Origin of the sequence: Capnocytophaga genosp. AHN8471, from assembly GCF_016806945.1 — a bacterium.
GTDB lineage: Bacteria > Bacteroidota > Bacteroidia > Flavobacteriales > Flavobacteriaceae > Capnocytophaga > Capnocytophaga periodontitidis.
In genome coordinates this window covers 1-555 of record NZ_JAESPJ010000057.1, presented here as the reverse complement: position 1 = coordinate 555, position 555 = coordinate 1, and the positions used below count along the sequence as shown (strand labels likewise).

Sequence of the window (555 nt, the reverse complement as noted above, 5' to 3'; positions counted from 1 at the left end):
GAACAAGTACAAGCTACTATCAAACAGGGCAAGAAATATCAAATCGCAGGGGTGTTTAACTTGGTACACCTCTCTCCTAAAACTGCCAAGGTAATCCTTGTACCCACTTCCGAAAACATCTCTATGGATATAGATAGAGTAAAATCTATTTATAGCAAGATAGGAGTAACTTTAGATATCACTTGGACAGCACCTTTTGATATCACACCTTATTTGACCAATGGTGTGTTGGAAACCAAAGATGTATTTGGCGACCTTACCGATTACAGTCCGTCGCAACAGGCACTTATCAATGCTTATAAAGCCACAGGCAAGGTAACAAACGATACCTATTACGTGTTTATTACCAATGCCAAGAGCAGTACAGGGCAAGGAGGCTATATGGCACTCGGTGGACAGTTTGGTTTTGTATTCGACCAAACCGAAAGAACCCTCGCCCACGAATTGGGTCACGGAATATTTAAACTAGCACACCCATTCAAGAAAAAACAACAAGGTAATGTCCCCTCCCTAATGGACTACACCTCCGATGAAACCCTCCTCTTTGCTGACTGG

General features: G+C 42.5%; 1 pseudogene. It reads left to right on the top strand.

The window, feature by feature from the left end:
- A pseudogene (locus JMN12_RS15625) lies at positions 1–555 on the top strand (hypothetical protein); the annotation flags it as partial.